This is a genomic window from Streptococcus parasanguinis (assembly GCF_000963275.1).
Lineage (GTDB): Bacteria > Bacillota > Bacilli > Lactobacillales > Streptococcaceae > Streptococcus > Streptococcus parasanguinis_B.
Window position 1 is genome coordinate 1049603 of the sequence record NZ_JYOW01000001.1, and the last position, 26187, is coordinate 1075789.

The following is a 26187-nucleotide window of genomic DNA, read 5'->3' on the forward strand; positions in this document are numbered from 1 at the left end:
CCGTTTTTCTTTAATAGATAACAAAAACAGCTCAGGGACCTTCATCCTGAGCTGTCGTTTTTTCTATTTTACCTTTTTTACTGATCCAATTTCACAACCTGTCCATCCTTAACGTTGAATTTATAAGTGATGGATTCATGATCTTTATTCTTGAAATCCAGATAATAGAAATCATAATCACCATCTGGAAGATCACTGGCATCCAACTTTTTAGCAGCAGCTTTTAAATCCTTTTCCTGGATGGCTTGGTCATCTTCTACTGAGATCATCATACGAACCATCCCCTTTTGAATAAGGGTGGCGTACGGAATCTGGTAATAACCCGCGAAATCGTTCTTTCCTTCTTGCCTATTTTGAGCCGCCAGTTCTTCCAATTCTTCTGCAGCCTCCTTTTGATAAGAAGAATCAACATTGGGGAGAAAATGAAAATAAGAGAGCGTCAGGCCTAGATCCTGCTTTTTAAGCTTATCCAGTAGTTCGGCCTCTTTTTTCTGTACTGCCTTCTGCTCTGTAAAAACTTCTTTATAACTTGGAGTGGTTTGTCCATAGGGATCAGACCAGTCATTTTGTAAGAAAGCATGCACCTCAAGAGGTACGGTTTGACCGTCATAGGTTTTCTCCGAATAAGTAAAATCGACATTATAACCTGGAATTTCTAAAGCCTGCCAGGAAAGACGGTTAATTTTAACATTCCCATGCAGACCAACCTTAGCAAGCTCACCGCTGACTACTTCCTTCGCCTTTTTATAATCACTCGGTTTCATGATCTTACAACTGGAAAGAAACAGGCAACATAGAATAAGTGGAATTCCTGCGAATAGTTTGAAATAGTTGAGCTTCATAGCCTGACCTCCTTGTTAAATCCGACCTAATCGATTAATTATTTACATCATATGGGAACATTTTTTTAATATCTTCTTTCATCTTTTTATTAGGAATTTTCTCTAAATCCATATATTTGAAGAATTCTTCATCATTTTGAACGACATGAACCTTCCCATCTTTAGTATACTCAGCTGGTATGGTCAGATTAGCGAAGGACTGACCAAAATCTCTAGAGACCACGTAGTTCTGTACTTCATATAAGCGTCTCAGCAATGAGAACTCTGTAGTATCCTTACTTTGATTTAAATCCTTTTTAAAATATTGGAAAAATTCTTTTTTATTATTCGCAAGATGTTCTTGACCATCTTTTGAAAATTCTGCTGGTATCTTATGATACCGTAGGACATCATCCCATCCACCTGAACGCTGCTCTGGAACTTTATAAAGCAGTTCCAAAAATGAAATATCAAAGTTGAGATCTTCTGGTCCGAGAAAGTATAGGTAGGCATTCTCCCCTTTTGTCGGTTTTTCATCCCATTTTAAAGTAGTTGGATTATTCCCTTTGCTTAAAATCGAATATACTTTCGGATAGAGTGTTTTCAATGGGATATCCTTAGTCTCATTACTACGATCTGTAAATAACAAACGTGAATGTTGGAGCTGCAATTGTCCTCTTTCAAAATTGTATTCAAATGGATGTAAGTCTTTGTCGCTTTCTCGATTTTCTTTTTGAACTTGTTCATAACCTTTGCCTGATGAGGTTTTCCAAGCGAACTTTCCATCCTTAACATTCATTAACCCTATACGAGATTGATACTCTGTTTGTACATAGATATTTCCAGGTTCTACAATATATTTGTCTTTCTTATCGACAAGAATATCAATCGAAATGTATGTTTCTCCATCATCTGTATCCAACAACATAGAAGAAACTTTAACAGATAAGGGGATATAATTCTTATCCATATCTCGTACTATCTTAAAAACATCATATGTTTTCTTCACTAAGCGCTTGTCCTTGGTATCATAGACATCAATGAGCCAGTACTCTCCCTTTTGTGCTTTATTTGTAGTTAGGTAAGGAACTTGATTACCACGAATATAATATTGAAAATAGAGACGTGGGTCAGATTTTAATTTGTAACTTTCTTGTGCAATGTACCGTTCACTATTTCCACCATTTATAAACCATTCTACTTTAACTTTTGAATTATACGAATATGCTTCCAGCGCCTCATCCACTTCCTCTTTATTATCCCATTGAATGGCTACTGCTTTCCCACCTGCAATAAATTGGGAGTCAACTATGTTTGGACGAGGTTTCCAAGTTACAAATTGTGATATATCACGCTTATGAATTTCATACCGGATGAACCAGCCTCCTGCCAAGGTAACGAGTAATACAAATATCCAAAACTTGATTGATTTAAAAACCTTCTTCATTCTCTCATTTCTACTTTCTGTCCGCATTTTATTACCTTATTTGTTTGTCAGTTTTCTTTAAAGGTTTTCCGATTTTTCCAACCACATATGAATAAATTTTTTAATAATTCATTGATAACTGAAGCTTCTGATAATTTCTTAAACTAACTAACTTTTACAATAAGCTGACTAAAGGTTAGGATTCTTCTTTATTTTTGAAGGACCCATTTGGCATCACCATAAACAACCGTAAATGGTCCATCCCCATCTGTTAAATAGTTAATTTTATATATACCAGATTCTCCTGCTTCAAGGACTGTTGGCTGTTTATAATTTAAAGTGTTATTCAACATATAAGCAGATTTCCCCTGGCCATCATAGAGATCTACATTTGTATAATCTGGAGTATTTTCAATACTGAGAGGTGTTGTATTCGATAGGGTGAATTCGACGATCAATCGATGTTGTTTTTTCCTTGTATCGATACGGTCTTGATCATCCTGAACATCCAAATTTGGATCGTCTGTTACACTATTCAGTGTAACTTCTAAGCCATTAGCAAATACAACTGGCTCTCCAATTGCATAACTTTTAACAGGATTTTTGGGATTAAAATTCTTTAATTTTTCTTTTATCTTTTGTCCGTCATTATTATTTCCAGATGGGATGGTCCAAAAGATATTATTCTCATCTTGCTTACCATACTGATTATCCCCCTTCATTTGTTGAGGGATTTGTAAGAGAATAGCCAAGTTTTTTAAATCAATTCGAACATCACCTTGATTTGTCACTTCCATTTCAACCGTGAATTCCGTAGGCGAAGTTTTACTATAAGCATAACCGGATAATGAGGTTGCCTCGAAATTTTTGTTAACTAACTGTTGTAAAACTGTTGAAAGCATGATATAGGAAATATGATCATCTCGATTTATTTCTTTTTCAGCATACCTTTGATGGAATTCATCGAGCCAATCATAGAAGGCTTGATTGAAATCTGACTCATTAGGATTTTTATAATATTTATTCCCTCTCGGTAAAAGCTCTGGGAAGTAAGTTGGTACCTGAATGCGAATAAATACTTTGTTTCCCTTAACTGCATAGCCCTTTAATTCATATTTTTTTCCAAAGCTCAATGCATTCGTCATGAGCTTCAAATACATGGGACCATATATTTTGAGGGGGTACTTCTCACCAAGATATTCCACATAAGTATTTGGATCAAAAGTACTACTGTTTTTTTCAATTTTAGGGATAATATAATCGTTCCAGAGTCGAGTATACATATCCTCTTGATTTTTTGCCCCATTGGCCTTGATTACTGTGTCTATTCCCCTTGGATCTACATAGATTCCTTCAACGACCTGCAAAGCTTTTTGAACTCTTCCTTCCTCAGATAGAGAGACTTCATTCGGTTGCTGTCCATATATTGAAATACCATCGCTATCATCTGACCTCATATATTGTGGAAGTTTTTCAAACGTTATGTATCTGATACTGTTCTTTGCATCCCAATCAAATGTTGCTGCAGGTCCTGTCTTGTCAAAATGAATGTTTTTTCGATCGATTTTCTTCTGTACTTCTTTATTCGAAGAACCTTGTTTTTCTACAGTTCCTTGTTTGCAGGCACTCAAACATACTGGTATAAGTACCGAACATAAGACAAGGCCCCATTTTATTTTCTTCTTCATTTCATCTCCTCCTAATCTCTTCCTCATTTTACCATCAAACTCCCCTTTTGTCAGTCAAATAGATAAGAGGCTGGGACAAAAGTCCTAGCCTCTCAATTGTCTTTAGATTGTCGAGCAAGACACAGTGGTTGAGTGGGCTCTACTAGGCTGATTTCATCAGCTTTTACAGCCCTACTCTCAACTATGCGGAGGTGGGACGACGAAATCGAATTCTAACGAATGACCGATTTCTGTCCCACTCTCATTTAAGTAGCATTATAAAAATAGATTTGTTAAGCCTTACTAGGTTACTCAAGAATACTCTTTTAGTTTTGTTCTTCTAGTTCATCCTTTTGATCTTCATAAAAAACAACTTTTCCATCTTTAACTTTGAAGGAGTAACCGATGGATTTTTCGCCACCACCTTTTGAATAGTAGAATCTATAGGCACCATTCGGTAGTTTGCTCGCATCTAGCTTTTTCGCAGCCTTCTTCAAGTCTTGATCCGTAGTGACAGATGCACTATCATCGACAAAAATAGTCATACGTACAAGCTCTTGATCTATCAAAGTTTGAAGAGGGATTTGATAGTATCCGGCAAAGTCTTTTTTCCCTTCTTTGAGATTTTGCTTAGCGATGCTATCCAGAATTGCTTCTTTTTCATCAGGATGAAAGTTACCTAAAAAGCTAAAGAAATTAATAGGGAGGCCGAGAGATTGCTTCTTTAATTGTTCCTCAATTTTATCTTCCAGTTCTTTAATCGATTTCTGCTCCAAGAAAGCTTCCTTATATTCTAGAAATATAAGACTATTAAGCGACCAGTCATCTTTAAAAGTAGTTTCATCTTCCAATCGTACCATTTGATCATCGTAGGTTTTTTCAGAGTATGTGTACCTTACATGATACTGTGGGTATTCTAGGGCAGTCCAGGATAACTGAGTGATGCTTACTTTCCCATGCAAACCAACTTGAGCAAGCTCACTGCTAACAACTTCTTTAGCCTTTTTATAATCGCTCGATGTCATGAATTTACAACTGGTTAGGAACATCGTTAAGAATAGGATGGGAACTAGGAGTAAAAAAGAATAAGGTTTGTTTTTCATAGATCTACCTCCAAAAACAGAAAATTTCCAAAAGTGAGCTAGGGAACGAGCAAGAACTATAGGATGAAGGGTTATCATAATTTGGAATGCTGATCAAGGTACTCAATAATCTAACTCTATTCTACCATTGTTTACAAAGAATGTCAGGAAAAACAAAAAAAGAGGCTGGGACAAAAGTCCTAGCCTCTCAATTGTCTTTGGATTGTCGAGCAAGACGCAGTGGTTGAGTGGGCTCTACTACGCTGATTTCATCAGTTTTTACAGCCCTACTCAACTGTGCGGAGGTGGGACGACGAAATCGAATTCTAACGAATTACCGATTTCTGTCCCACTCTCTTTATTTCATATAAATCATCCCTGTACAGGCTTGCTCTGACAATTCGACAAAGCCCAGGGACTGGTAAAAGGCTAGATTTTTCTCGCTACGTTCTGTGACGAGGAGCCGTTGATAGACATTTGGGAAGGTCGCTAAAGCCTCTTCTAAGAGTTTCCTTCCGATGCCTTGGCGCTGGTGATCTGGTCGTACCAAGAGGTCTTGCACCAACAGGACAGAGTGGCCATCTCCTACCAAGCGAATGTAGGCGACTAACGCTTCTTCATCATAGACTGCTAACTGCCAGAGACTGGCTTTGACAGCTTCTTCTAGCATAGCTGGCTTGTTAGTATAATTAGTCCAGCCGACTGAGCTGTAGAGTGCGAGTAGGTCTGTCATCGCTGGAATTTTTTTTTTATAATGTAACATCTTAACTCCTTTTTATGCTATAGTGCTGGAAGAAGGCGACATCTCTGTAAGGGGACTCTTGGCAAACGGCCAGCTCCATCTTGAGCATAGACTCTCGCCAGCCTTCTTGTCCTTTAAAGCGATTGTCCTGCAAGGCATAAAAGACACGGATCCCTTGGTAGTCCTGAACTTCGAGGGCTAGATCGTCTACTGCTCTATCTAGATCATAGGCCTGTGCCAAGCCCATGGAGTGGGTTTCCAGGTCTTGACCGGCTAAGAGATCAAGCGCCTTCTGAGGATCATTTTCAAAGACGACGGTCTGCAGGACGCGGCCAACCTCATTGTGCTTGACGATAGAGAGCAGGCCTCCTGGTTTCAAGAGACGGGTGAATGCCTTGAGAACCACCTTGCGATCCTCTACATACTCCAAGACATTGTGGCAGAGGATGACATCAAAACTGGCATCTTCAAGGGCTGCCAACTGATCTAGACTTCCGACGAATTGTTGGTAGGGATGGTCCTGGGACCGCAAGGCCACCATTTCCTCATTGGGCTCCACAGCAAGGACTTGATTGTCTTTTGCTAGGTGGTTAGCCACCAGGCCAAAGCCACTGCCAAAATCAAGCACGTGCTTGTCTTTGATGTCCTGTAATTGCTCAAAAAGAATATCATAATAGATCTGTCCCCAGGGTTGCTGGAGGTTTTCTAAATAGGCTTGAATATTCGCCGCCATCTATCTCCTCCTATTTGAAATTGAACATCTTGCAGGCTAGCTTGTCTGAGATGCGAGGGAAAAGGGTATAGAGCTTGTGGGTCAGGTTCAAGAGCCAAGGAAGATTGAGCTCGCGTTTTGCTTTTCCAAAGTTCTTCACGATTTTCTTGGCCACAAAGTCCGGTTCCAAAATATAGCGATCCACAGCTTTGACATAGCTTCCGTCAGGGTCTGCCTGATCAAAGAAAGTGGTCCGGATGGGGCCTGGATTGACCGTCGTCACATGAATACCAAAGGGCATCAGTTCTAACCGCAAGGAATTGGAGAAGCCGATGGCTGCAAACTTAGTAGCTGAATAAAGGCTGGATTTGGCTGATGCAACGAGCCCCGCCATACTGACGATATTGACAATGTGACCCTTTCCTGCTTCCTTCATGTGCGCACCAATCAAACGTGAAAACTGCATGAGGGCAAAGGTATTGACTTCAAACATGGCATGAATCTGCTCATTGGTAATCTGGTCAAACTCTTCAAAGATTCCATAGCCAGCATTGTTGACCAAGACATCAATTTGCCCGTAGCGCTGATAGAGCTCTTCTACCAAATCTTGGACGGCTGAGGAATCAGTGATATCGATCCCGATGCATTCAGCTTGAGGATGACTGGCATAGAGTTGTTCCAGTTTTTCTTGATTTCTGCCTAGGAGAATCAGCCGATCTTCAGGGAGGAGCTTGACCATTTCTTGGGCCAAGCCTCCACTTGCTCCTGTTATGAGAATGGTTCGCATCTTAGATCTCCACTTCTTCCAAATCTTTGACGACATAGACATTTTCAAAAATGCTGGACGCATCCTTGCGCAATTGGCTGATGTCTTTTGATAAGAAGCGAGCACTGATGTGGTTCAAAAGAAGGCGTTTTGCTCCAGCTTCACGCGCCACTTCTGCCGCCTGCATATTGGTCGAGTGGCCGTGTTTACGAGCAATCTTCTCATCACCCTTGCCATAGGTAGACTCATGGACGAGGACATCCGCATTGACCCCGAGGCGGACGCTGGCATCAGTCTTTCTGGTATCTCCGAGGATCGTGATAATCTTACCAGGTCGAGGAGCTGAAATATAATCCGCAGCAATGATCTTAGTACCATCTTCCAGGGTGACATCTTGGCCATTTTTGACCTGACCAAAGAGTGGACCAAAAGGAACCCCTGCTGCCTTGAGCTTATCTGCGTCCAGCGTCCCTTCGAGGTCTTTTTGCATGATCCGGTAACCCACACAGAAAATGGTGTGGTCCAAAGCTTCTGCATAAACCGTGAATTTATCGGTTTCTAAAATCTTACCCAGAGAATGTTCATCGAATTCATGAAAATGGATGCGGTAAGGCAGGCGAGAGCCTGATACGCGAAGACTGGTCATCACAAAGGATTTGATCCCTGCTGGTCCATAGATATCCAGATCCGTCTGCTCTTCATTGGCCTGAAAGGCCCGACTAGAGAGGAAACCTGGCAAACCAAAAATATGGTCTCCGTGTAGGTGAGTGATAAAGATCTTGCTAACCTTTCGCGGACGAATAGTCGTTTCTAAAATTTGATTCTGTGTCGCTTCGCCACAATCAAAGAGCCAGACTTCATTGATCTCGTCCAGCAATTTGAGCGCTAGGCTCGATACATTACGGGCTTTTGAGGGTTGCCCAGCTCCCGTTCCTAAAAATTGAATGTCCATTGTCTACTTTCTATCTATATAAATCATGGCCGTCCGGTTCTCTGAACGGAAAGAAAGGTCGCCTGGGTAGGCTTGCGCTAGCTCGAGAAGCTCTTCTTGGTTATATCCTGACAGTTTCAAGCGTCCATCTTCCAAGGTCATCAAATCAGTCAGGGCTGAGAGGGCTTCTGTTTTAGTGACCACTTCTGGTTCAGCCTCTTGCAAGCAGATCTTATCATCTTTTTCAAAGACCAAACAATGTGGAAAGATCTCTGCAATTTCGAATAAAATGGCAGGGTTGATATCCTCTGCTGGATCTTCAGCAAAGACACAGGCTAGCTCTTCATTTGCGTAGGCCAAGCCATAAGATTTACCTGATAAATTGAGGCGGATAAATGGCTTTCGTTCATCAAAGCTTTGCTGAACTGTGAATAAGTCAAATGCCCGGCTCAGGTCCAAGAAATAATCCATGGCCTCCTTGGGGCTCTTTTTTTGATAGAGCTCTGCGAAATAGGCGTTGATCACACTTGGGGGAGGCGTAATCACACGGAGACGCAATTCCTCAGGGATCGTGCTTAAAAGATTGGTCAGATAGACCCGATCGAGGCTGGTATAACCTCCATATTTTATTGCTAAATCAACGTAATCCGTCATAAAATTCTTCCAACTTCCACTTATTTTTCTCTGCGATATAACCTTGAATGACCTCGACGTCTTCTTCAATTTCGCGCTGGTCAATGATCGCAACCGTCTCTAGGTCATGGGTCCGATAGGATTTTGAAAAAGGAACGCGAATGGTAAAGGGAACAAAGAGTTCTCTCAATTTTTCTAGAAGCAAAGCCTGGAGATCTTCACAGGCTGTCTCAGAGCGCGCTGAAATCAGGCTAAAAGGTGTCTGGGTTGGTGTAAAGTCTGCCACTTTATCTGCTTTGTTGTAAAGCGTCAAGCGAGGGATCTCCAGCATATCCAGGTCCTTCATGATCGAAAGCACCGTCTTTTCATGCTCTTCATGATTGGGATCAGACGCATCGATGACATGGACCAGGAGGTCTACATTCTTACTTTCTTCCAGGGTCGACTTAAAGCTTGATACCAACTCTGTTGGTAGATCTTGGATAAAGCCAACCGTATCAGTCAGCGTCACTTGCAGATTGCCTGTTAGATGGATACTCTTGGTTGTGGCGTCCAAGGTCGCAAAGAGTTCATCGGCTTCATACTGGCTCTTACTGGTCAGCTGATTCATAATGGTCGACTTTCCTGCATTGGTATAGCCGATCAAACCAATCTTGAAAACAGGTGATTCCAAGCGTTTTTCACGAAGGGTTTCTCGGTTCTTTTCAACTGCCTTGAGCTGGCGCTCGATGTCGGTGATTTGATTGCGAACGCTCCGGCGATTCAACTCCAACTGACTTTCCCCTGGTCCACGAGAACCAATTCCCCCAGCTTGACGGCTGAGCATAATCCCTTGACCGACAAGACGTGGCAAGAGGTATTTGAGCTGGGCCAAGTGTACCTGCAACTTCCCTTCATGACTCCTAGCCCGCATGGCAAAGATATCTAAAATCAACTGCATCCGGTCAATGACCTTAACCCCAAGGATTTCTTCTAAGTTGACATTTTGACGCGGGGTCAAGCGGTTATTGACCACCACGGTCGTAATCTCATCTGCTTCGACCATTTGAGCGATTTCTTCTAGTTTTCCTGAGCCGACAAAGGTCTTGGTATCGTATTTCTCCCGCTTTTGTGTGTAGGAGCCCCTAACATCTCCACCAGCTGTTTTAGCCAGGCTCGCCAACTCCTCCATTGACATATCAAAATTGTTCATGCCTTGAAGTTCCACACCGACCAAAAGGATGCGTTCTTGTTTTTTTTCTGTTTCAATCATGCTGTAAAAACTCCTTTACATCTGCAAGAACCTGCTCCTTGAAGTGGGGGGCAGAAATGGCGTAAAATTTTACTTCCATCCGATTTCGAAACCAGGTCAGCTGCCGTTTGGCAAACCGCCGCGTATTGCGCTTGAGGATCTCACTGGCTTCATCAAGGCTCTGCTCTCCCTTAAAGTAAGGAAAGAGTTCCTTGTACCCAATCCCTTTAGCTGCCTGAGCCTCCGGATGGTCATCATAGAGCCACCTAGCTTCATCCAGCAAGCCCTCCTCTAGCATGCGATCTACTCGACGATTGATGCGCTCATAGATCAAGGACCGGTCATCATCTAGACAGATGAGATAGGGGTCATAATCGGTCTCTTCGTTTGCGAGGTCCTGCCCAAAATGCGCAATTTCAAGAGCCCGCATGGCCCGTCGGCGATTAAGCTGAGGAATCACAAGTCCTTGCTCCGCCACTCTTTGGTACAAGTCTTCGTCCGATAACAAGTCCAATTGAGCGCGATAGGCTAGAATCTCTTCATGAGGAACTTCACCACCCAGATGATAACCTTCGAGCAGACTTTGGATGTAAAGGCCTGTCCCACCTGCAATGATAGGAAGCTTACCTCGGGCTGTGATCTCTTCAATGGCAGTCTTGGCTTCTCTTACAAAATCAAAAGCCGAGTAAGACTCGGTCACCTCCCGCACATCGATCAAATGATGGGGAGCGGCAACTTGCTCTTCTGGTGTCGCCTTGGCTGTTCCAATATCCAGCTTTCGATAGACTTGCTGGCTATCGCCACTGATAATTTCACCATTGAGAGCTTGTGCTAAATCGATCGCAAGAGCTGTCTTTCCAACAGCGGTCGGTCCCACAATCACAATTATCTTGGTTTTCATCGTTTTTCCTTGCAAAATTCACGTTTTTTCGTTACCATATATTATAACATAAATATTTAAAGTTCAGAAAAGGAGAAATTCTCATGGCTAAAGGATTTGGTAAAGGTTTTGTTACTGGTGTTGCTGGTACAGTTGCTGCTGTCGCAGGTGCAGTTTACACATTCAAGAAAAAAGTAATCGAACCAGAAGAACAAAAAGCAGCTTTCATCGAAGAAAACCGCAAAAAAGCAGCACGTCGCCGTGTCTCACACTAATCATTCAAAAAGCTCCGGGAAACCGGAGCTTTTTTGTATCTGTTAGTTGCTTTTACATTTTAATAAGTCAGTCGAAATATCCAATGAATTAGTCAAGTAATCCCACAATTCTCTATGTCATCATTTACATATTTTTCTTTCCGCAGTGACAAAAGTACCTGAAACAGGAGCTGTTTCAGGTACTCGGAATTATTGAGACCCTAGGCTCAATAATTAGCTATGGAACTTCGTAGAAGTTCGCTAGCGTCCGCCGTCACCTAAGGAAAGATAAAATATAAAGAATGAATTCACCGTTCTTTGATCATCTTCGTTGCGATCTCCAAGAGTTCGACTCCCATCTGAAAATGCTCGTCTAATAAATCATAGACGGCATCTTCAGATAAGACACCACAAGGAAGATCGGCTGGAAAATCAGCTTGATTGGACAGGTCCAAGTCATCAAAATAGGCCTGACTACTATAATAATCGCGCAGTTGGATATAGCTCTCTTGATGCTCTTTTAGTCGATCCACTGCTTTTTTTGTATCTTCCAAAGTCTTGGCGTAGTCGTTCAAATAACCTTCCATCCTTTGGATGCGTTCAATTTTTTCCTTTGCAATTGCCATGATTTACTCCACTTTCACCACTTCTAGATGGGGGCCACCTAAAAGCACGAGGTATTTTTCTACTTGCTCTTTGCCATAAGAACGACGAAGAGCTTCTGCATAGAGATCGAGCTGATCCCGGTAGCGTTCGACCAATTGGCTAGGAATCTTGTAGTGATCCGTCTTGTAATCAAAGAGCAGGATCCGGTCTTCTAGCACCACGTAACCATCCAGGATCCCCCGCACGACGAAGTCCTCTCCACTGGCTGGATCTTTCTTCAGCATGGCAAAGGGAGCTTCGCGATGAACACGAGTGGCTTCTCTTTGAAGTAAGGTCCCCAAAGGTGTCTCAAAGAAAGCGAGAATGGCTTCTAGTTTGATGTGGGCTTTGACCGCTGGGGCTGCTTGGACTTGCTCCAAGGCTTGACGCAGCGTCTCAAGGGTGATTGCTTCTCCAAGAGGCACGCGCTGCATGAGTTCATGGACAGCACTACCAACTTGGGCTCCCGTCACGGCTTCTTCTTGCCCAAAAGTAGGAAGCTCAAAGTCAGGCGTTACAGTCTTCGCATCCATGATCTGGACGCCATTGGCATCCATGACTGGCTCGTAGAATTTCTTGATCTGACTAGGGGTCCGGACACTTGGCAAATGAATGGCCGGAGCATAGAGCTGATTGAGCCGATCAACATTTTCCAAGATATCCAAGGCCCGACGAATATCCTCTGACTGACGGACGTCCTTTAGCTGATCAAGCCGAGAATCTTTCTCCTTCTCTATGGGTTCCAGCTGGTCTGGTGTCAAGTCTTCATCTGTCACAAAACGTGTGTCATAGGCCAGGGTATTCTTGGCAAACACATCTTGAATGGCAAAGAGCCAGTCCTGATAAGAGGTCCATTCTTTTCGTTTTTCCGGATCCAGCTTGCCATTGCGACTGGTCCCCCAATCAGTATCGCGCTGTTTGTCCTCGCGACCTTTTCCGACCAGATAGAGCTTTAGCTCAGCTCGTGTCATCGCGACATAAAGAAGACGCATCTGCTCCGAAATCGTGGCCAATTTTGTTTCTTCCACATTGCGTTGGTAGCAAGGCGTTTCGACCTGCAGGCGAATGGTTTCAGGAGCAGCTGGATTCTCTGTCTCAACCGGCAGGTTCGCAACATATTTAAAGCCAATCCCTTTTTGACGACTGAGAATAATTGGCCCCGATTGATCCTTACGGTTAAAAGCCTTGTCCATATTGAGAATAAAGACATACTTGAATTCCAGCCCCTTACTCTTATGGACGGTCATGAGCTGGACGGCATCTTTTGGAGCCGCAAGAGGTACGCTAGCCAAATCGTGTTCATTTTCGATCACCTTGTCGATCATGGCAATGAAGCGCGACAAGCCCTTAAAGCTGGCCTTCTCATAATCATTGGCCCGAAGCGTCAAGGCATAGAGATTGGCCTGGCGCTGGGCCCCATTTGGAAGGGCGCCGACATAGTCATAGTAATAGCGATCCTCATAGATTTTCCACAGCAAATCATAGAGCGAATGGGTCTTGGCAGCAGCTCTCCAAGTAGATAAAACCTTGAGGAAGTTCTCGATTTTAGCTGAGAGCTTGGCATCAATCAGATTTGCATGCTCTGCAGTCTTTTCAAGGGCTAACTGGACCTTGTGGTAGAAGACCACTTGCTTTTGCTCTGGAAGGGTCTGCAAGGAAATCCGTGCCAATTCATCTTCATCAAAGTCAAACATGGGTGATTTCATGAGAGCAACCAAGGGATAATCATGCAAGGGATTGTTAATGGTCCGCAAGGTATCCAACATGACCATCACTTCCAGTGACTCAAGATAATGCGCCTGTCCGCTATCTGCCACAATCGGAATATGGTACTGGTCAAAAGCTTCCAGAATCGCATCATTTCGCGTTCGAGTCGCAGTCAAGAGCGTGATCTCTTTAAAGGGCACTTTTTCTACCCGATGGAGACGTAAAATTTCTTTGATGACCAGGAGAATTTCTCCCTTGGAAATCGTCTCTACTCCAAGAGGAGCTTCCTCGTCTTCGGTCTTTTCTTCCTGGTCTTGGGAGCCATCATAAAGCAAAAATTCTGCCCGATGTTGTGGCAAGGCCATCCGCTGCTTGTCGCTTCCTGCGACCAGATAGTGGGTTTGATTGTAGTCAATCTCGCCCACCTCTTCGTCCATCAAATGGCGAAAGACATCATTGGTCGCGTCCAATACTTCCACATGACTCCGGAAATTTTCCTTGAGGAGGATCAACCTCCCTTTCGCCCCTTCTTCTTGGTAGGCTTTAAATTTATCATTGAAAATCTGTGGATCTGCCTGACGGAAGCGATAAATCGATTGCTTGATATCCCCCACCATGAAGCGATTGTGGCCATTTGACAGCAAGTCCAACATCCGCTCTTGGGTGTGATTGGTATCCTGATACTCATCGACCATGACCTCATGATAACGCTCTTGAAAGGCTTGTCTCACCTCTGGGAATTGCTCTAAAATTTGAATCGCAAAATGACTGATATCCCCAAATTCATAAGCTTTTTCTTGGATTTTTCGCTCTAGATAAGCGCGAGCGAAGTCTCTGATAAAGTCCCGCAACAAGGAGAGCATGGGGCCTTCTTCTTGGTGGAAGGTTTGTTGAAATTCCAGCTGATAGAGCTGATTTTCCAAGTCTCTGAGGCGATTGATATGTATGGTTTTGTCTTGGTTATAGGCTGTGACTAGGTCTTTTAGCTCTTCTTTTCGGGCTCTGTTGGTCAAGGCTCCCCCATTTGAAGCCCGACTAATCGCCACGACCGCCTTTAGGACAGAGGTCAGTTGCTCTTTATTGACACTACCTGTCAGGCTTCCAATCTGATCGAGCACCTCTTGCACCGCTTCCAAATACTTGGCTTTGCCAAATGCTTGGCCTTCATTGGACAAATGGAAGTCAAAAAAGCTCTCTACCTCATAGAGGGCCTGCTGGATGCTCTCCATCAGGGTAGCTTCCACCTGTTCAAAATCGGTCTCTTCATAGCCTTTTAGGAAATGCTCCTCCAACCATTTCTCCGGATCACTGGTCGACTGAAGAAAGTCATAGATCTGGTAGACCTGCTCTTTAAACAAGGATAAATTTTTGCGCTGTCCCGTAAAATTCTTGACCATCTGCACAAAGGCTTCTTGGTTTTCCCCCTGGTAATAGCGGTCAAAAACAGCCTGAAAGACTTCATTTTGTAAGAGGCGTTGCTCACTAGCGTTTTGTAAAATGCGAAACTGGGGTGCCAACCCAAGCAAATAGCCATAGCGCGTTAGGACCTTTTGGGTAAAAGAGTCCATGGTTCCGATATCGCTGGTGGCGACATCTGCGATTTGACGGGCCAGGTGTTGCTTGAGCTCTGGATCATCGCTCGCTTGCAGGGCTTTTCCAAGTTCACTTTCCAAACGATCCTTGAGCTCTCCTGCCGCCTTGACCGTAAAGGTCGAGATAAAGAGTTCCTTAATCGAAATGCCACGCTGGATCTGATCCAGTATCCGCTGCACCATGACAAAGGTCTTTCCTGATCCAGCAGAGGCTGACACCAGGATATTGGTCCCCGAACTATAGATGGCATCGATCTGTTCTGGCGTCCGCTTTTGCTCTTTGGTAGAAGCTGCCTCTTGGACCTGGAGGGCCTTGATTTCTTCTCTTGTCAAAAATGCTTGTTTGATCATTTGTTCAAGACCTCCTTCATCTTCTCGATCCAAGCGGCTTTCACCTTTTCACCGCGTATTCCTTTTTGGTCTAGTTTGGTCAAGAACCGTGCCTGACCTAGGTGACGATCCGCTTCAAATCCTGTGATGGATTTAAACTGCTCCACGAATGGTGCGATATTGCGCCCATTTTCACTATAGGGATTGATGGCAAATTGCCCCTTGAGGATCCCTTCTGCTGCCGTTTTATAGAGATAAGCGTTGTACAAGAGGAGCAAGTCCAGCTCTTCCTTACTCAGCATCATGGCCTTGTTTTTGTCATAGGCCTCGCCCAGATAAGGCGCCTGATCTGCCATAAAGAGCCCCTTGTACTGTTGACTTTTCATGGTTTGGTTGATGGCATCCTCTATTGTCTTGGTCTTTTTCAGATCCACTAGGGGATCTCCCATTTCCAAATACATGGCCCCGAAAATCCCCTGCTCCTCTTGGTATTCCTTCAAATCCTGAATCGCAGAGAGATAGGTCGGCAATTGAGAATTCAGTCCATTAAAGAACTTGTCATAGTGAAATTGCGTCAGACTGGACTTATAGTCCACGACTCCGAGGGCTCCGTGATCCCTCAATTGATCAATGCGATCCACCTTGCCTCGTAGCTGCAGGAGACGGCCATCGGACAATGGATAAGAGGTGTGGGTACTTCCACCAAAGAGGGTCTCCTCACCGATGGTCTCGATGCCATTTTGCTGGGCGAGGACACGCCCCGTTGTTTTCGCAGTATCAAGAAGCAAGTTGCGAATAAACTCGGTCTCTCCACTTTCTGTATACAATTGCTGAAACTCTGCTTCTTGGCTGGTTTCTCGAATCGCCTCATTTAAACGCCGATCAAACGCTTGATCGGAACTATCTTTTAAGACTCGTTCAAAGATCCGGTGCAAGAAATTCCCATGACTACGAGCGTCTGGCCGGATGGTTTCATCCTCTTGTAAGCCCAAGACATAGCGCAGATAAAAAGCATACTGGTGCTTGTAGTATTCATTCAAGGCAGAAGCAGATAATGTCAAGGCTTTGCCCTCTGGATAGAGCGCTTGAAGCGTATCCGACTGAAGCTGACGGCTCTTTAATTCCGTTGAAATCTGAGGAATCTGAATGCCTTCAGCGGCTAATTTCTTGCGCAAGACCCGTACCGCCACACCCCAAAAGCTGGCTTCTTCAGGAGACAACTCACTCGTAATCTCTTCTTGATGGAGTTCAATCACCCGCGCTAAAAGGGCTCGGTAGGTCCCGATATCATCACTCGAAGCTTGGGCTTGTTTGGTCGTCCACTCGATGGCAATAGGTTCCTTGGTCAATTCGACAAGGTAAGGAGAGACACTGTCTTCCATTTCATTGACCAAGCTAGGAGCCGATAGGACCAGTTGGTTGGTCGCCGCATTGAGGAGCGAAACTGCCACAAAGCGATTTTTCTTGAGATTTTCACTAGTCACCACCTGGAGCTCTGCTCCTTCTTGGGTAGCCTCATTCAACTGCTGGCGCTCTTCTTCACTGAGTAGAGAGGTGTTCTGAGCAATCTTTGGAAAACGCTCCTGGGTCAGCCCGATCGCGTAGACATAAGGCGCTGTCAAGGGTTCAATCAAGTCATAGGACTGAACCGTCACCACATCGACCGTAGCAGGAACTGTCCGGTATTGAGACAATTGCATCCCCGATAAAAGGAGAGCTAGAAAGTCATCCACTGTCAACTCTTGGTTCTCAAAGACCACGTTCAACTCTTCTAAGACGTGGAGGAAGGCCTTCCAGACCTGCTCATAGCGCTCCTGCTCCTCCAAGGCTAGATCCTTGATCAAAGCTTGTAGATTCTGAGAAAGCTGGGCCTCTTGCAGAAACTCTGTAAAGGCGGTTAAGAGTTGGGTCACCTTTTGTTTGCGCTGTGAAAAGAAGGGAGCTAGAGATTCTACGACGCGTTCCCGGAGAGTATTGAGCTCTTCCAAATTAAACTTGCCCTGACGATTGCTAGTAAAAGGCTTGTGAAATTTTGTAGCACCCTTTACTTCCGCAAAGCGAAGGTATTGCTCAAAAGCATCAACTTCTGCTTGCGTCAGATCACTATACAGACCCGTTTTCAACAGATTGATGACGTCTTCTGTCTGATAATTGAACTGCTTGATCCGCCCTAGCGATTCAATGACCTGAATCAAGGGATGGTGGACCATGGCCTCACTTCGTCCCAAGTAAAAGGGAATCTGATACTGGTCAAAAATGGTCTTGAGTTGCAGTTGATAAGCTTCCACATCGCCTAACAAGACCCGAATATCCCGATAGCGGGCCCCATCATGAAGACGCTGACGGATGGATTTGGCAACAAATTCCAACTCTTCTTTTTGCGTATTGGTTTGCCAGAGTTGGACTGCTGTTCGATCTTGGTCCTCCAGCTCATTTTCCACTTGTGAAAAATCGTAGCGCGCTTCTAACATGCGGGTAATGCGACTAAAGGAGTCTTCGATCGCTTGCCCACAATACTGGGGCTGTACCTCAAATGTCTTTGCCAGCTGGAGGAGAAAGTCAACACTGGCTTGGTAAAGATTTCCCTCTCTAAAGCTTGCCCGGTAGGCTTTTTCACTGGCATAGACTCCGATGACAATCTCCACTCCTTTTCGGTGAAGGAGACCAATCAAAGCCTCTTCTTCTGCAGAAAAACGCGTGAAGCCATCGACGACGATCGCCACATCCTGTAATTGCTCTTCCAGCTGCCCTTCTTCGACCTGATTGAGGAAAAAGGCCATCTTGGACTGGGATTCATACTGATGCTTGACCAGCATCTCAGAGACCGCTTCAAAAATCGCCAAGAGGTCCTCTCTTTTTTCAGCTTCCTCGAGCAACTCCAAATCGGTAAAATCCATCTGGGCTGTCTGCAATTCATGATAGAGCTGGACCAGTTGCTGGATAAACTGAGGATCCTTGCGCAGGGCCCCGTAAGCTTTGAGATCCTGCTCCTTCATCTGGGACAGAGCTTTAAAAAATAGCATACCTAGACCGATGTCATCCAAGGGTTGCTCCTCAAAAACCTGATTCAGGATGAAATAACGGGCCATTTGGGCAAAGCGCGTGACGGTAATGGCAAAAGAAGCCTGACCTTCTAAATAGGACAAGACCTTGGCTTCTTTTTCAAAGGAAAGAGAGTTGGGCGCAATGTAAAACACACGCTTGCCCTGTTCTACTAACCCTACGGCTTCTTGTGTCAGGACCTGGGTCAAGGGGGTCCGAACATCCGTATAGAGTAATTTCATCCGATCCGTTCTCCTTTTGGCATTTTCTTGAGAGCTTGTTATCTTCTTATTATATCATTTTCACAGGAGGGACTAAAGCAAGAAGTCATGCTCCTCTTGCCCCAATTTTAGGACATTTGTGCTACAATAGAAGTTAAAGAAACAGAAAGGATGATCCCGATGACCAGCATTTATGATTTTTCTTTAGAAAACCAGAATGGGGAGGAGATTCCCCTTTCTCACTACCAAGGTAAGGTCCTCATCGTGGTCAATACAGCAACAGGCTGTGGCTTGACCCCGCAATACCAAGGACTGCAAGATCTCTACCTGCGCTACCAGGAAAAGGGGCTGGAAATCCTAGACATTCCCTGTAACCAATTCATGGGGCAGGCACCAGGAACTGCAGAAGAAATCAATAGTTTCTGCAGCCTCAACTACCAGACCACCTTCCCACGATTCGCTAAAGCCAAGGTCAATGGTAAAGAAGCCCTTCCTCTCTATGACTGGCTCAAAAGTCAAGCAGCTGGACCACTGGGCAAACGCATCGAATGGAACTTCTCAAAATTTGTCATCGACCGACAAGGCCAAGTTGCCCAACGCTTCTCCTCCAAGACAGAGCCAGCTGCCATGGAAGACTTGATCCAAGACTTACTTGAGAAATAAGCAAAAAGCCTGAAAGTGTAGTCAGGATTTTTGATGAATGGCTATTTATTTTCGAGACTTTCCGCTGTGAGAAAAGTGCCTGAAACAATAACGTTTCAGGCACTCAGGAATTTTGAGAGTAAAACAGTTTGGGAAACTGTTTTAGCCTGAGCCCAGAAATTAAAGAGCGAAGGGGCTCAATAATTAGTCATGGAACTTCCTGGATTGCTGAAATCATCCACTGGATAATTTCACCTGACGTCCGTACTCACCTAAGGAAAGTTTCTAAGAAGTCATTATCCATAAGCCAAAAAAGCCTGAGCTAACGCTCAAGCTTTTTTTATTATTAATCAATTTCAAGTCCACCGGTGTACAAGCGGTAATAGGTGCCACGTTCTGCCATCAAGGAAGCATGGTTGCCTCGTTCGATAATGCGTCCGTGGTCCATGACCATGATGACATCGGAATTGACAATCGTCGATAGACGGTGGGCGATGACAAAGACTGTCCGACCTTCCATCAGGCGATCCATCCCTTCTTGCACCATCTTCTCTGTCCTCGAGTCGATGGAAGACGTCGCTTCGTCCAGAATCAAGACAGGCGCATTGGCAAGGGCTGCACGGGCAATGGCGATCAATTGTCGTTGACCATTTGATAGGCCAGCCCCATCATCCGTCAAGACTGTCTCATAGCCCTGATCCAAGTGCTTAACAAAGGAATCCACATTGGCAATCCGAGCTGCTTCAAGGATTTCTTCCCGTGTTGCATCAGCACGGCCATAAGCAATGTTTTCCGCAATCGTACCAGTGAATAAGTGGGTATCTTGAAGAACGATTCCGAGGGAACGACGCAGAGAATCTTTCTCAATCAATTTAATATCGATCCCATCATAAGTGATCATTCCGGATTGGATATCATAGAAGCGGTTGATCAAGTTGGTGATGGTTGTCTTTCCTGCACCAGTCGCTCCGACAAAGGCCACTTTTTGCCCCTTATCCGCGTACAAGTTGATGCCATGAAGGATTTGTTTCTTCCCATCATAAGAGAAATCAACATCATCAAAGACCACATTTCCGACCATCTTGACAAGCTCGTAATCCCCATTTGGACGTGGGTGTTTCCAAGCCCATTTGTTGGTTTTCTGATCGGTTTCGACCATTTCTCCATCGACCAGTTCATAATTGACCAACGTCACTTTTCCTTGGTCGACTTCTTCTTCTTCATCCAAGAGATCAAAGACACGATCTCCACCAGCCAAGGCCATAAGGACAAAGTTCAATTGTTGAGAGACCTGGGCAATCGGACCTGTGAAGGAACGGTTCAATTGTAAGAAAGCCATGAGACCACCAATGGTTAAACCACCGACGCCGTTTAGCGCAAAGAGTCCACCGATCAAGGCTGTTAGAACAAAGGAAACATTTCCCAAGTTCCCAAGAATTGGCATGAGGACATTGGCATAGCGGTTGGCCTGGTACGAAGACTCAAAGAGTTGGTCATTGATCCGATCAAAATCCTCAATGCTTTCTCTTTCATGTACAAAGGCCTTGACCACTTTTTGACCAGACATCATTTCTTCAATAAAGCCGTTCTCAATCCCCAAGTTCTTTTGTTGGGCCCCGAAGTAACGACCTGACTTGCCAGAGACATCCTTGATGATAAAGACCATGACGATGACCATGAAAAGAACAATTAAGAACAAGAGTGGACTAACCGTCAGCATGGTAAACGTTACCCCAAGGATGGTAATCGCTGAGGATAAGAGTTGAGGAATGGATTGTTCAATCGCTTGGCGAAGAGCATCAATATCATTGGTATAGATAGACATGATGTCCCCGTGTTGGTGGGTATCAAAGTAACGAACGGGCAGTTTTTGCATGCGGGCAAACAACTGATTTCGAAGACTTCTAAGTGAGTCTTGTGAAACGGTCGCCATAATCAAGGTAAAGCCATAGTTAGCAAGGACCCCGATCAAACAAATCAAACCGACCCGTGTTAAGAAGGACAAGAGCGGTCCGAAATCATGGCTGTTTGACGTTAGCATAGGCTCTACATAGACATCGACCAGGGACTGAATCGAAGCTGTTACATTGACCGTCGCAAGAGATGATAGAATGATTAAGATAAAGGAAACAATCAAGGATACCTTGTAGTTTTTCCAAAGGAAGTCGAGCAGGCGAAGGATAGAGCCTAGATTTGCTTTTTTCTTAGTTTTCATCTGCTTCTCCTTTCCCTTGTGTTTGCATTTCATATACTTCTTGGTAGATGGCATTGGTCGCAAGCAATTCCTCGTGACGACCGATCGCATCGATTTGACCATCATTCATCACGATGATGCGATCTGCATCTTGAATAGAGGAAATCCGTTGACCAATGATGATTTTGGTGGTCTCTTTCAAGCTGGTTGCCAATCCTTGACGGATCAAACTATCCGTCTTGGTATCGACCGCTGAAGTCGAATCATCCAAGATCAAGATCTTCGGATTCATAAGAAGGGCACGCGCGATACAAAGACGCTGGCGTTGACCACCAGAGACATTGGATCCCCCACGCTCAATCATGGTGTCATAACCCTCTTTGAAATCTTGAATAAATTCATCGGCTTGGGCAATCTTACAAGCTGCGATGATCTCTTCATCTGTCGCATCCTTATTTCCCCAGCGCATATTTTCTTTAATCGTACCAGAGAAAAGGACATTGGTCTGAAGAACCATGGCCACTTGCTTACGAAGGGAATCAAGATCGTATTCTTTGACATCGTGGCCTGCTACTGTCACCCGACCAGACTCGACATCATAGAGACGAGGAATCAACTGCACCAAGCTTGATTTTCCTGATCCTGTTCCTCCCAAGATACCAATCACTTCCCCTGAACGAATAGAAAGATTAATCCCTTGTAAGACATGGGTCTTGTCGCCATTTTCATCGGTATAAGCAAAGGTCACATCCTCAAAGTTGATGGAGCCATCAGCAACTTCTTTGATCCCATTTTCTGGAGAGTCAATCGTCGTTTTGGTCGTCAAGACTTCATTGATCCGCTCGACAGAGGCCATGGAAATCGACAACATGACAAAGATCATCATAAACATCATGAGCGACATGAGAATGGTCATGGTGTAGCTAAACATAGAAGTCAGATTCCCAGTGGAGAGTTGGCCACCAACGATCAGATGAGCCCCAATCCAAGAGATCAAAAGGAAAGAAGCATACATGGAAAGCATCATAGCTGGGCTACTCAAGACAACGACACGGATAGCCTTCATAAACATGTTATAAATCCGGCGTGAAGCTTTTTTGAATTTAACGGTTTCATCTGCTTCCTTAACGTAGGACTTCACCACTCGCATATTGGTGATGTTTTCTTGAATGCTGTTGTTGAGATTGTCATAAGCTTCAAATACTTCTGTGAAGAGCGGATACACAATCTTCATGATGATGCTTAAGACAGCTGCCAAAAAGATGGTCACATAGACAAAGATCATGGCCATTTCCGGATTGATCAAGAAACAAGCCACAATGGCAAAGATCAAATTGAGCGGTGCCCGTACACAGATCCGGATCACCATTTGATAGGCATTTTGCACATTGGTCACGTCCGTCATCATCCGAGTGACTAACCCACCTGATGAGAACTGATCAATATTCTCAAATGAGAAGGTTTGAACCTTTTTGAAAATGGCCCGACGAAGGTTTTTAGCAAAACCAGCCGATGCATAGGCGCCATAACGGGCAGACTGCATCCCACAAAAGAGGGAGCAAAAGGCACAGACCAGCATGAGCCCACCGTAAAACAAAATATTGTTCATGTTTCTTTGTTGAACACCCTGGTCCAAAAGACTCGCCATGACAAAGGGAATCGAAATCTCAAACATGACTTCAAAGACCATGAACAAGGAAGCCAAAATCGAGGGCTTCTTAAATTCTTTGATCTCGGAAATTAAGGATCGAATCATTATTACCTCCAATGTTATTCATACTTTTTCCTGCGGTAGAAGCAAAGCTTCTTTCCATCGAAAATAGGTCAAAACACACAAAATTCCCTGAGGGAAAGACCCTAGGGATTACGCATTTTTTATAGTCTTCATTGTAACCTAAATTGCAAAAAAATGCAAGATTTTTAGACAGCATCCGTTTTTCTGTTTATCCAGTACAAAAGAGGCTGGGACAAAAGTCCTAGCCTCTCAATTGTTTTTGGATTGTCGAGCAAGACGCAGTGGCTGAGTGGGCTATACTACGCTGATTTTATCAGCTTTTACAGCCCTACTCAACTGTGCGGAGGTGGGACGACGAAATCGAATTCTAACGAATGACCGATTTCTGTCCCACTCTCTTTTCTATTTATTCTGCTAAAAGCACTTCTTTGATGGTTTGTTTTTGGAGTTTTCTGTTAGATAGATAAAAGAGGCTTTCATAAACCACAGCAAAACTGATCAAAGTCCAAAAGCACACATTCCCATCAAAGTGATGCTCAATTTTACCAGGAACTGTATCTTTGATTACGCCAATCAAAATTTCCATGATGCCATATTGATAAGCCGTCCCAAGGGCAAATCCTAGATAGGCCCAGAAACGATAGGGAGCGAGAATATGACTTTGGCATTCACGATCGGTGTAGCCAAATGCCTTCATAAGAGCCAAGGTTTCGCGACTTTCTGAGACCACAATTCCCAATGACAAAAAGAGGATCGAGAAAGAAAGGATCAAACCAATCATAATCATCATCGTTTGGATGATGTCATCAGTGTAGTCCCTTAGGCCAAAAGACAATTGAACCATGGCCGCGAAACACATGGAGCCAAAGACAACAAAAAACAAGATCGATTTTCTCCCCCAAATCAGCGACGAAGACAACTCTTTTAGGAAGGATTTCCCTTTCTTAGGAGCCCTCTTTCTCCTTTTGACCTTGATTGGACCTGGAGATTTTTTCAATAAGCGAAGTGCCGGCGTTTGTAGTTGTCTTCTAGCATAGCCAATCGCAAGGACCATAAAGAAAGTCGTTGGCAGCATCACAAAAGCAACTAAGAGTTGCCAATGAAAATGAATGGTAATGTCTGGCAGAATCCCCTTCTCATTGCGAAAGTCATAAAAATGTCCCATCATTAGAAAAGAAGCGAAATAGCCAAGAAGTGCTCCAACTCCAAAACTGAGTCCAAAAGCCCAAAATCGTTTCGCCAACTGGCCATTGCTATAACCCAAAGCCTTTAAAATTCCTAATTGTTCCTTGTGGTCATCGACAAATTGTTTGATATAAAAACACATGAGAAGGATCGACGTCAAGGACAAGACAACCCCACTGACCATGGCCACCATCCAAGATAGCGAAACCTGGGCATCATAGTAGGTCTGAATCATCGGATTGGTTTTAGAAATCTCCAACTGCTCGATATCAAGGTAAAAATTCAAGAAGAGATTGGCCACAAAGACCGCACAAGCCCCAATGATACTGACGACAACTAATTTTCGAATATCTTTTACTGAAAACATGGCTTACCATCCAATCTCATAGGCAGTCTGAGGCTGATCGTTGGTCACAACTTGGGTAATCTTGCCACTATTGACGAGAATGATGGTTCTGGCCATATCCGCAATATTTTGGTTGTGCGTCACCATAATTAAGGTAAAGCCCAGCTTTTCCTTCAACTTCCAGATATAGTCGAGAATCTTGCGCCCTGTTTCTTCATCCAGGGCCCCCGTCGGCTCATCTAAAAAGAGGATATCTGGCTTTTTGGCCAGGGCACGGGCAATGGAGACTCTCTGCTGTTCCCCACCAGACAATTCACTTGGATACTTGTCCAGCTTATCACCAAGACCCAAATCCTCGATGATCTGCAAAAAATCATGATTGCTTGCCAGATCAGCTCCCATCTTAACATTCTGTCTGACCGTGAGATTCGGTAATAAATAATACTGCTGAAAAATAAAGGCAATCTTCTCACGTCTAAAGGCTGTCAATTGAGCATCCGTGAGTTGAGACAAATCTTGCCCTTGAATGAGGATATGCCCCTCGTCTACCTTTTCTAATCCAGATAATACGTTTAAGAGAGTGGACTTTCCTGATCCAGAAGGACCTAGGACAACCACATCATCCTGGTCTTGAATCTGCAAATCAATCCCTTTTAAAACCTTTGTTTGGCCATAACTTTTGTGAACATTTTCTAGTTGAATCATTTCTTTCCTACCATTTCTTTGATGAGAGATTGACAAACTTCTGTCAATAAACCAATCACTTCTTCCATGCTGAACTGATAAATACCAGAAGCAACCATAGAGGCCATCCCGTGTGAGTAGATGAATAGATGCTGGTACAAGCGACTAGCCTCCCCTAACGTCAATGGATAGTCTGCGACAATCGATTCCAGAACCAATTGGTAACTATGATCCTTCATGGGAAGAAAATCTTGAAAGCGACGAATCGGATCTTTGCTAGGATTTTGGAAAAGCAATTGAAAGAGTTGGGGCTCTTTTGAGGCGAAAAGGATATAAGCAACCCCGACGGATCGAAAAGGCTTCTCATCTTCTAAGGCCTTACGAATATACTCCACCACGACCATCTCCGCAGCACCAATAACCTCTGTCTGTAACTCAGCCATATTGGCAAATTGCCCAAAAATGACTCTCGGTGTGGCTCCCAGTTTCTCCGCTAATGCTCGAGCTGTCAAACTAGCCATTCCCTCTTCTCTCACCAATTGTAAAGCTGTCCCAATCATAGCTTCTTTACTAAATTTAACCTTTGGTGGCATAAGACTCCTTTCGCGCAACGATTGTTGCGCAACATATGTTGCATAAAGAATACCATAACAAAGTAAGACTTGTCAAGAAAAATTCGTAAAGTATAAAATAAAAGACCAGCCCACTGATACAAGTGA

The 26187-nt window shown here is 44.0% G+C and carries 21 protein-coding genes; 2 read left to right on the forward strand and 19 right to left on the reverse strand.

Annotated elements, in window-relative coordinates; translation table 11 throughout:
- Positions 1–77: 77 nt before the first annotated feature.
- The 11 genes from TZ97_RS10055 to miaA all read right to left on the reverse strand — a co-directional run bounded on the left by TZ97_RS10055 (position 78) and on the right by miaA (position 10912).
- Positions 78–842, reverse strand: a complete 765-nt coding sequence (locus TZ97_RS10055; RefSeq protein WP_052690144.1) for a hypothetical protein — start codon at positions 840–842, stop codon at positions 78–80.
- A gap of 34 nt (positions 843–876) precedes the next feature.
- Positions 877–2268 (reverse strand): hypothetical protein, encoded by a 1392-nt coding sequence (locus tag TZ97_RS05220; protein WP_152620214.1) that lies wholly within the window; start codon positions 2266–2268, stop codon positions 877–879.
- A 188-nt stretch (positions 2269–2456) separates the two neighbouring features.
- Positions 2457–3935, reverse strand: coding sequence for a hypothetical protein (locus tag TZ97_RS05225; protein WP_235287897.1), 1479 nt, complete (start codon positions 3933–3935; stop codon positions 2457–2459).
- Between the two features lie 305 nt (positions 3936–4240).
- Positions 4241–5017 (reverse strand): hypothetical protein, encoded by a 777-nt coding sequence (locus TZ97_RS10910; RefSeq protein WP_235287899.1) that lies wholly within the window; start codon positions 5015–5017, stop codon positions 4241–4243.
- A 337-nt stretch (positions 5018–5354) separates the two neighbouring features.
- The gene (locus tag TZ97_RS05240; protein ID WP_045759632.1) at positions 5355–5759 is read right to left on the reverse strand and encodes a GNAT family N-acetyltransferase; all 405 of its coding nucleotides are present in this window, start codon (positions 5757–5759) and stop codon (positions 5355–5357) included.
- A 1-nt stretch (position 5760) separates the two neighbouring features.
- Positions 5761–6471: a class I SAM-dependent methyltransferase gene (locus tag TZ97_RS05245; protein ID WP_045759633.1), complete on the reverse strand. Its 711-nt coding sequence runs from the start codon at positions 6469–6471 to the stop codon at positions 5761–5763.
- A 10-nt stretch (positions 6472–6481) separates the two neighbouring features.
- Complete coding sequence (locus TZ97_RS05250) at positions 6482–7237, reverse strand: SDR family NAD(P)-dependent oxidoreductase (protein WP_045759634.1); 756 nt, start codon at positions 7235–7237, stop codon at positions 6482–6484.
- A 1-nt stretch (position 7238) separates the two neighbouring features.
- Positions 7239–8168, reverse strand: a complete 930-nt coding sequence (rnz, locus tag TZ97_RS05255) for a ribonuclease Z (RefSeq protein WP_045759635.1) — start codon at positions 8166–8168, stop codon at positions 7239–7241.
- Between the two features lie 3 nt (positions 8169–8171).
- The gene (locus TZ97_RS05260) at positions 8172–8801 is read right to left on the reverse strand and encodes a cystathionine beta-lyase (protein WP_045759636.1); all 630 of its coding nucleotides are present in this window, start codon (positions 8799–8801) and stop codon (positions 8172–8174) included.
- Positions 8785–10032, reverse strand: coding sequence for a GTPase HflX (gene hflX, locus TZ97_RS05265; protein ID WP_045759637.1), 1248 nt, complete (start codon positions 10030–10032; stop codon positions 8785–8787). The genes TZ97_RS05260 and hflX overlap by 17 nt, the downstream gene beginning before the upstream one ends.
- Entirely contained in the window at positions 10025–10912 is an 888-nt protein-coding gene (miaA, locus tag TZ97_RS05270) for a tRNA (adenosine(37)-N6)-dimethylallyltransferase MiaA (RefSeq protein WP_045759638.1), read from the reverse strand. The genes hflX and miaA overlap by 8 nt, the downstream gene beginning before the upstream one ends.
- An 83-nt stretch (positions 10913–10995) precedes the next feature.
- Between miaA and TZ97_RS10215 the strand changes: the two genes are divergently transcribed.
- Positions 10996–11166: a DUF3042 family protein gene (locus TZ97_RS10215; protein ID WP_003002781.1), complete on the forward strand. Its 171-nt coding sequence runs from the start codon at positions 10996–10998 to the stop codon at positions 11164–11166.
- 287 nt (positions 11167–11453) lie between these two features.
- On the opposite strand, the gene TZ97_RS05275 is transcribed toward TZ97_RS10215, so the two are convergent.
- The 3 genes from TZ97_RS05275 to rexB are packed head-to-tail and all read right to left on the reverse strand — an operon-like array spanning position 11454 to position 18703.
- Positions 11454–11771: a DUF4298 domain-containing protein gene (locus tag TZ97_RS05275; RefSeq protein ID WP_045759639.1), complete on the reverse strand. Its 318-nt coding sequence runs from the start codon at positions 11769–11771 to the stop codon at positions 11454–11456.
- 3 nt (positions 11772–11774) lie between these two features.
- A complete protein-coding gene (gene addA / locus TZ97_RS05280; protein ID WP_045759640.1) occupies positions 11775–15440 on the reverse strand; it encodes a helicase-exonuclease AddAB subunit AddA in 3666 nt (1221 codons plus the stop codon).
- Positions 15437–18703, reverse strand: coding sequence for an ATP-dependent nuclease subunit B (gene rexB / locus TZ97_RS05285; protein WP_045759641.1), 3267 nt, complete (start codon positions 18701–18703; stop codon positions 15437–15439). Before rexB ends, addA begins: the two co-directional genes overlap by 4 nt.
- 159 nt (positions 18704–18862) lie before the next feature.
- Here rexB and TZ97_RS05290 point away from each other — a divergent pair, with 159 nt between their 5' ends.
- On the forward strand, positions 18863–19345 hold the full coding sequence (locus TZ97_RS05290) for a glutathione peroxidase (protein WP_045760200.1): 483 nt from the start codon (positions 18863–18865) through the stop codon (positions 19343–19345).
- A 325-nt stretch (positions 19346–19670) separates the two neighbouring features.
- On the opposite strand, the gene TZ97_RS05295 is transcribed toward TZ97_RS05290, so the two are convergent.
- The 5 genes from TZ97_RS05295 to TZ97_RS05315 form a co-directional block, all read right to left on the reverse strand.
- The gene (locus TZ97_RS05295; RefSeq protein WP_045759642.1) at positions 19671–21539 is read right to left on the reverse strand and encodes an ABC transporter ATP-binding protein; all 1869 of its coding nucleotides are present in this window, start codon (positions 21537–21539) and stop codon (positions 19671–19673) included.
- The gene (locus TZ97_RS05300; protein WP_045759643.1) at positions 21529–23274 is read right to left on the reverse strand and encodes an ABC transporter ATP-binding protein; all 1746 of its coding nucleotides are present in this window, start codon (positions 23272–23274) and stop codon (positions 21529–21531) included. The genes TZ97_RS05295 and TZ97_RS05300 overlap by 11 nt, the downstream gene beginning before the upstream one ends.
- Positions 23275–23659: 385 nt before the next feature.
- Positions 23660–24805 carry an FtsX-like permease family protein gene (locus TZ97_RS05305; RefSeq protein WP_045759644.1) on the reverse strand — a complete coding sequence of 382 codons (1146 nt, stop codon included), beginning with the start codon at positions 24803–24805 and terminating at the stop codon, positions 23660–23662.
- 3 nt (positions 24806–24808) lie between these two features.
- Positions 24809–25489: an ABC transporter ATP-binding protein gene (locus TZ97_RS05310; protein WP_045759645.1), complete on the reverse strand. Its 681-nt coding sequence runs from the start codon at positions 25487–25489 to the stop codon at positions 24809–24811.
- Positions 25486–26061, reverse strand: a complete 576-nt coding sequence (locus TZ97_RS05315) for a TetR/AcrR family transcriptional regulator (RefSeq protein WP_045759646.1) — start codon at positions 26059–26061, stop codon at positions 25486–25488. Before TZ97_RS05315 ends, TZ97_RS05310 begins: the two co-directional genes overlap by 4 nt.
- Between the last annotated feature and the right edge of the window lie 126 nt (positions 26062–26187).

What these genes read in the sequence shown, in the direction of transcription:
- TZ97_RS05275 (WP_045759639.1), bottom strand. Translation starts at nt 11,771, where the DNA reads ATGGCAATTGCAAAGGAAAAAATTGAACGCATCCAAAGGATGGAAGGT.
- TZ97_RS05315 (WP_045759646.1), bottom strand. Translation starts at nt 26,061, where the DNA reads ATGCCACCAAAGGTTAAATTTAGTAAAGAAGCTATGATTGGGACAGCT.
- TZ97_RS05245 (WP_045759633.1), bottom strand. Translation starts at nt 6,471, where the DNA reads ATGGCGGCGAATATTCAAGCCTATTTAGAAAACCTCCAGCAACCCTGG.
- TZ97_RS05295 (WP_045759642.1), bottom strand. Translation starts at nt 21,539, where the DNA reads ATGAAAACTAAGAAAAAAGCAAATCTAGGCTCTATCCTTCGCCTGCTC.
- rexB (WP_045759641.1), bottom strand. Translation starts at nt 18,703, where the DNA reads ATGAAATTACTCTATACGGATGTTCGGACCCCCTTGACCCAGGTCCTG.
- miaA (WP_045759638.1), bottom strand. Translation starts at nt 10,912, where the DNA reads ATGAAAACCAAGATAATTGTGATTGTGGGACCGACCGCTGTTGGAAAG.
- TZ97_RS05310 (WP_045759645.1), bottom strand. Translation starts at nt 25,489, where the DNA reads ATGATTCAACTAGAAAATGTTCACAAAAGTTATGGCCAAACAAAGGTT.
- TZ97_RS05290 (WP_045760200.1), top strand. Translation starts at nt 18,863, where the DNA reads ATGACCAGCATTTATGATTTTTCTTTAGAAAACCAGAATGGGGAGGAG.
- TZ97_RS05225 (WP_235287897.1), bottom strand. Translation starts at nt 3,935, where the DNA reads ATGAAGAAGAAAATAAAATGGGGCCTTGTCTTATGTTCGGTACTTATA.
- TZ97_RS05260 (WP_045759636.1), bottom strand. Translation starts at nt 8,801, where the DNA reads ATGACGGATTACGTTGATTTAGCAATAAAATATGGAGGTTATACCAGC.
- TZ97_RS05250 (WP_045759634.1), bottom strand. Translation starts at nt 7,237, where the DNA reads ATGCGAACCATTCTCATAACAGGAGCAAGTGGAGGCTTGGCCCAAGAA.
- TZ97_RS10215 (WP_003002781.1), top strand. Translation starts at nt 10,996, where the DNA reads ATGGCTAAAGGATTTGGTAAAGGTTTTGTTACTGGTGTTGCTGGTACA.
- TZ97_RS05220 (WP_152620214.1), bottom strand. Translation starts at nt 2,268, where the DNA reads ATGAAGAAGGTTTTTAAATCAATCAAGTTTTGGATATTTGTATTACTC.
- TZ97_RS10055 (WP_052690144.1), bottom strand. Translation starts at nt 842, where the DNA reads ATGAAGCTCAACTATTTCAAACTATTCGCAGGAATTCCACTTATTCTA.
- TZ97_RS05300 (WP_045759643.1), bottom strand. Translation starts at nt 23,274, where the DNA reads ATGATTCGATCCTTAATTTCCGAGATCAAAGAATTTAAGAAGCCCTCG.
- addA (WP_045759640.1), bottom strand. Translation starts at nt 15,440, where the DNA reads ATGATCAAACAAGCATTTTTGACAAGAGAAGAAATCAAGGCCCTCCAG.
- hflX (WP_045759637.1), bottom strand. Translation starts at nt 10,032, where the DNA reads ATGATTGAAACAGAAAAAAAACAAGAACGCATCCTTTTGGTCGGTGTG.
- TZ97_RS10910 (WP_235287899.1), bottom strand. Translation starts at nt 5,017, where the DNA reads ATGAAAAACAAACCTTATTCTTTTTTACTCCTAGTTCCCATCCTATTC.
- TZ97_RS05305 (WP_045759644.1), bottom strand. Translation starts at nt 24,805, where the DNA reads ATGTTTTCAGTAAAAGATATTCGAAAATTAGTTGTCGTCAGTATCATT.
- rnz (WP_045759635.1), bottom strand. Translation starts at nt 8,168, where the DNA reads ATGGACATTCAATTTTTAGGAACGGGAGCTGGGCAACCCTCAAAAGCC.
- TZ97_RS05240 (WP_045759632.1), bottom strand. Translation starts at nt 5,759, where the DNA reads ATGTTACATTATAAAAAAAAAATTCCAGCGATGACAGACCTACTCGCA.